Raw genomic sequence first — 5,131 nt, forward strand, 5'->3', positions numbered from 1 at the left:
AATCAGTCGCCGAAGATGTTGACTGATAGACCGCTATCGCGAGCAGGCTCACTCCTACAAGGGATTGCGGTCAGCTCAGATGCAGGGTGCCGCTGGCCACCAACGTCGCATTGCCACCAATTTTCACCCGCTCCCCTTCCAGCCGACAGAACAATTCACCGCCCCGCGCCGAGCGCTGGCACGCGGTCAGGTTCGATTTGCCCAGGCGCTTGGCCCAGTACGGAATCAGACTGCAGTGCGTCGAACCGGTCACTGGGTCCTCGTTGATGCCGATCGCCGGGGCGAAATAGCGCGAGACGAAGTCGTGCTGATTGCCGCGCGCAGTGACAATCGCACCCAGCCACGGCAGTTTCGCCAGCGCAGCCATATCGGGTTTGCAGTCGAGCACGGCCTGTTCCGACTCCAGCACCACGAACAGTTCGTTCGAGCCCAACACGTCGACAGCCTCAACACCGAGCGCCCGCTCGACATCCAGCGTCACGCCGATTTCCGAAGGTACGATGGTCGGGAAATCCAGCCATAACAGGTCGCCCTCACGGCTGACACTCAGCGCACCAGACTTGCAAGTGAAGTCGATGCGCGCTGCACTTTCCTTATGGATTTCATACAGCACAAACGCGCTCGCCAACGTCGCATGCCCACAGAGTGGCACCTCAGTAGTCGGCGTGAACCAGCGGATATGCCAGGCCTGCCCTTCGCGCACCAGAAATGCGGTTTCTGCCAGATTGTGTTCGGCGGCGATCTTCTGCATCAAGTCATCGGCCAGCCAGCTGTCGAGCCGGTAGACCATCGCCGGGTTGCCACAGAACGGCCGATCACTGAACGCGTCGACCTGATGAAACGCAAGCTGCATGGTTTTCCCCCTGAATTGGTCGACCGAGCATGCAACGGCGGCCCGGATCAGTGCCAGTGACAGAAACGCAATTTTTTCTTCATACAGCGAGCGCTCTTGTTACGCCCGGCCGATATCGGCGAACGTCGCCTGGGTGTGCGCGGCCAGTACTGCTGGCGCCAGTTCCACCTCCAGCCCTCGCCGCCCGGCACTCACGTAAATAGTCGCAAAACCCTGAGCGGAATTATCGATGAAGGTGCGCAGGCGTTTCTTCTGCCCGAGCGGGCTGATACCGCCCAACAGGTAGCCGGTCGAACGTTGCGCGGCAGCCGGGTCGGCCATTTCGGCTTTCTTCACTCCGGCGGCATGCGCGAGCCCCTTGAGGTCGAGCGTTCCGACGACCGGCACTACGGCGACCAGCAATTCGCCTTTCTCACTACCGGCCAGCAGGGTCTTGAACACCTGCGCCGGTTCGAGCCCGAGCTTCTCCGCTGCCTCCAGCCCATAAGACGCGGCCTTCGGATCATGTTCGTAACTGTGCACGCGATGTTCGGCACGAACTTTTTTCAACAAGTCCAACGCAGGGGTCATGGCAACTCCGGGTTCGGCAATCTCAGAAAAAACCTGCGGCCGATTCTAGGTCATCGTGGGTTAAAAGGCTCTATTCCAAGCCGCGATTCCCGTGGTCTGCAGGTCCATGCACCCGGGGAGCCGCGCTGATCATTCATGCAGCGAATAGTTATATTGTGACTGACAGTTCACTTTCGACCTTTGACAGGTTTGTTTCTTGTCTATATTTTTTCGAATCTGAATAATGTAAGAATCATGCTCCGCGCAGGACCCAGCAGTAACCCGGGAAGCGAATGGGGATTCCGACCCGGTGAAGATCGCGCCTTGCTCCGTTGGCAAGGCGCCACACAAGAAAAAGAACCGAGGTTTTCAATGACAGCTGCTTTACCGCAACCTTCGCTTTCCGGCCAATGCATGGCCGAGTTTCTCGGCACCGCCCTACTGATCTTCTTCGGCACCGGTTGTGTCGCCGCGCTCAAAGTCGCGGGCGCCAGCTTCGGCCTGTGGGAAATCAGCATCATCTGGGGTGTCGGCGTGAGCATGGCGATCTACCTCACCGCCGGGGTATCCGGCGCGCACCTCAATCCGGCCGTGAGCATCGCTCTGGCAATCTTCGCCGACTTCGAAAAGCGCAAACTGCCGTTCTACATCCTCGCGCAAATTGCCGGCGCCTTCTGCGGCGCGCTGCTGGTCTACACGCTGTACAGCAACCTGTTCTTCGATTACGAACAAACCCACCAGATGGTTCGCGGTTCGGCCGCCAGTCTTGAACTGGCCTCGGTGTTCTCCACTTACCCGAACCCGGTGCTGTCGACGGCTCAGGCCTTTCTGGTCGAGATGATCATCACCGCGATCCTGATGGGCGTGATCATGGCCCTGACCGATGACAACAACGGCCTGCCAAGAGGCCCGATGGCACCGCTGCTGATCGGTCTGCTGATTGCCGTGATCGGCAGTGCGATGGGCCCGCTGACCGGTTTTGCGATGAACCCGGCGCGGGACTTCGGTCCGAAACTGATGACTTTCTTTACCGGTTGGGGTGAAATTTCCTTCACTGGCGGTCGAGATATTCCGTATTTCCTGATTCCGATTTTTGCACCGATTGTCGGTGCCTGCCTCGGCGCTGCCGGGTATCGCGGGCTCATCGCCCGTCACCTGACCGGCGCCACACCTGCTACAAAGGATGCAGAACCGGCCATTGACGGCAAACCAAGAATTTCTTGAAACAGTCGGCGCCGGCTCCTGCCCATCCGAGCCTGCGCCATGGCCCACTCTCGTTTTTTTCGTCCAAGGCAATCGACATGACCGACATTCAGAACAAGAACTACATCATTGCCCTTGATCAGGGTACGACCAGCTCCCGCGCAATCATTTTCGACCGCGATGCGAACGTGGTCTGCACCGCCCAGCGCGAATTCGTTCAGCACTACCCGCAGGCCGGTTGGGTCGAGCACGACCCGATGGAAATCTTCGCCACCCAGAGCGCAGTGATGGTTGAGGCACTGGCGCAGGCCGGCCTGCATCACGACCAGGTGGCCGCGATCGGTATCACCAACCAGCGTGAAACCACCGTGGTCTGGGACAAGACCACCGGCCGTCCGGTGTACAACGCGATCGTCTGGCAGTGCCGCCGCAGCACCGAGATCTGCCAGCAGCTCAAGCGCGACGGCCACGAAGACTACATCCGTGACACCACCGGTCTGGTCACCGACCCGTACTTCTCCGGCACCAAACTGAAGTGGATCCTCGACAACGTCGAAGGCAGCCGCGAGCGTGCACGCAATGGCGAGCTGCTGTTCGGCACCGTCGATAGCTGGCTGATCTGGAAATTCACCGGCGGCAAGGTACACGTCACCGACTACACCAACGCCTCGCGCACCATGCTCTTCAACATTCACTCGCTGGAGTGGGATTCGAAGATGCTGGAGATTCTCGACATCCCGCGCGAGATGCTCCCGGAAGTCAAAGCCTCTTCGGAAATCTACGGTCGCACCAAGAGCGGCATCGCCATCGGCGGTATTGCCGGCGACCAGCAAGCGGCACTGTTCGGGCAGATGTGCGTAGAGCCGGGCCAGGCGAAAAACACTTACGGCACCGGTTGCTTCCTGCTGATGAACACCGGCGACAAAGCGGTGAAATCCCAGCATGGCATGCTCACCACCATTGCTTGCGGCCCGCGCGGCGAAGTTGCCTATGCTCTGGAAGGTGCAGTGTTCAACGGCGGTTCGACCGTGCAATGGCTGCGCGATGAACTGAAAATCGTCAACGACGCCCACGACACTGAATACTTCGCCAACAAGGTCAAGGACAGCAACGGCGTCTATCTGGTGCCGGCCTTCACCGGCCTCGGCGCCCCGTACTGGGACCCGTATGCCCGGGGTGCGCTGTTCGGTCTGACTCGCGGCGTGCGCGTGGATCACATCATCCGCGCCGCGCTGGAATCGATTGCCTACCAGACCCGCGACGTACTCGACGCCATGCAACAGGACTCCGGCGAACGCCTCAAGGCCCTGCGTGTGGACGGCGGCGCGGTGGCGAACAACTTCCTCATGCAGTTCCAGGCCGACATCCTCGGCACCCAGGTCGAACGCCCGCAAATGCGCGAGACCACTGCACTGGGCGCGGCTTACCTGGCTGGTCTGGCCTGCGGTTTCTGGGGCAGCCTGGAAGAACTGCGCGGCAAAGCGGTGATCGAGCGCGAGTTCGAACCGAGCCTTGATGAAGTCGAGAAAGAGAAACTCTACAAAGGCTGGAAAAAAGCCGTCAGCCGTACCCGCGACTGGGCGCGTGAGGACGCTGAATAAGCCAGGCTGAGGACTGACTAAAGCTGGAAACTGGTAGGGAGCAGATTCCTGCGGCATCATGGGCAAATTTTGCTTGGCAGCCCAAAGGAAGCCCCATGAATCTGCCTCCCCGTCAGCAGCAAATCCTCGAGCTGGTCCGCGAACGCGGCTATGTGAGCATCGAGGAGATGGCCACGCTGTTCGTTGTCACCCCGCAAACCATCCGCCGCGATATCAATCAGCTCGCGGAAGCCAATCTGCTGCGTCGCTACCACGGTGGCGCCGCTTACGATTCCAGCGTTGAAAACACCGCTTACGCGATGCGCGCCGATCAGATGCGCGACGAAAAGCAACGCATCGGCGAAGCCATCGCCGCGCAGATCCCCGATCACGCCTCGCTGTTCATCAACATCGGCACCACCACCGAATCGATCGCCCGCGCCCTGCTCAATCACAGTCACTTGAAAATCATCACCAACAACCTGCACGTCGCCTCGATGCTCAGCGCCAAGGATGATTTCGATGTGCTGTTGACCGGCGGTAACGTGCGGCGGGACGGCGGTGTGGTCGGTCAGGCGAGCGTGGACTTCATCAACCAGTTCAAGGTCGATTTCGCCCTGGTCGGCATCAGCGGGATCGATGAGGACGGCAGCCTGCTCGACTTCGATTATCAGGAAGTGCGGGTGAGCCAGGCGATCATTGCCAACGCGCGGCAGGTGATTCTCGCGGCGGACTCGAGCAAGTTCGGGCGCAACGCGATGATCCGACTGGGGCCGATCAGCCTGATCGATTGCCTGGTCACCGATCAGCAGCCGGTACCGGCGCTGGCGCAGTTGCTGAGCCAGCACAAGATTCGTCTGGAAGTCGTTTAACGCTTCCAGGCATCAAAAGATCGCAGCCTTCGGCAGCTCCTACATCTGGAATGCATTCCTCCTGTAGGAGCTGC

The 5,131-nt window shown here is 59.9% G+C and carries 5 protein-coding genes; 3 read left to right on the forward strand and 2 right to left on the reverse strand.

The window, feature by feature from the left end; translation table 11 throughout:
* Window positions 1-70 precede the first annotated feature (70 nt).
* Both DCO47_RS25620 and ybaK read right to left on the reverse strand, forming a co-directional pair.
* The gene (locus tag DCO47_RS25620) at window positions 71-853 is read right to left on the reverse strand and encodes a PhzF family phenazine biosynthesis protein (protein ID WP_064365094.1); all 783 of its coding nucleotides are present in this window, start codon (window positions 851-853) and stop codon (window positions 71-73) included.
* 99 nt (window positions 854-952) lie between these two features.
* Entirely contained in the window at window positions 953-1,423 is a 471-nt protein-coding gene (ybaK, locus tag DCO47_RS25625; protein WP_116659203.1) for a Cys-tRNA(Pro) deacylase, read from the reverse strand.
* A gap of 351 nt (window positions 1,424-1,774) precedes the next feature.
* On the opposite strand from ybaK, the gene DCO47_RS25630 reads away from it, so the two are divergent.
* From DCO47_RS25630 to DCO47_RS25640, 3 genes are all read left to right on the forward strand, one after another.
* On the forward strand, window positions 1,775-2,626 hold the full coding sequence (locus DCO47_RS25630; protein ID WP_065616663.1) for an MIP/aquaporin family protein: 852 nt from the start codon (window positions 1,775-1,777) through the stop codon (window positions 2,624-2,626).
* Window positions 2,627-2,703: 77 nt separating this feature from the next.
* A complete protein-coding gene (gene glpK, locus DCO47_RS25635; RefSeq protein ID WP_042607375.1) occupies window positions 2,704-4,206 on the forward strand; it encodes a glycerol kinase GlpK in 1,503 nt (500 codons plus the stop codon).
* Between the two features lie 95 nt (window positions 4,207-4,301).
* Window positions 4,302-5,057: a DeoR/GlpR family transcriptional regulator gene (locus DCO47_RS25640; RefSeq protein ID WP_007953179.1), complete on the forward strand. Its 756-nt coding sequence runs from the start codon at window positions 4,302-4,304 to the stop codon at window positions 5,055-5,057.
* Window positions 5,058-5,131 lie beyond the last annotated feature (74 nt).

The sequence above is a fragment of the Pseudomonas sp. NDM genome (assembly GCF_003105095.1).
Classification (GTDB): domain Bacteria; phylum Pseudomonadota; class Gammaproteobacteria; order Pseudomonadales; family Pseudomonadaceae; genus Aquipseudomonas; species Aquipseudomonas moraviensis_A.

Excerpts from the sequence above, each read along its gene's own strand:
- DCO47_RS25620 (WP_064365094.1), bottom strand. The coding sequence starts at position 853 with ATGCAGCTTGCGTTTCATCAGGTCGACGCGTTCAGTGATCGGCCGTTC.
- ybaK (WP_116659203.1), bottom strand. The coding sequence starts at position 1,423 with ATGACCCCTGCGTTGGACTTGTTGAAAAAAGTTCGTGCCGAACATCGC.
- DCO47_RS25630 (WP_065616663.1), top strand. The coding sequence starts at position 1,775 with ATGACAGCTGCTTTACCGCAACCTTCGCTTTCCGGCCAATGCATGGCC.
- glpK (WP_042607375.1), top strand. The coding sequence starts at position 2,704 with ATGACCGACATTCAGAACAAGAACTACATCATTGCCCTTGATCAGGGT.
- DCO47_RS25640 (WP_007953179.1), top strand. The coding sequence starts at position 4,302 with ATGAATCTGCCTCCCCGTCAGCAGCAAATCCTCGAGCTGGTCCGCGAA.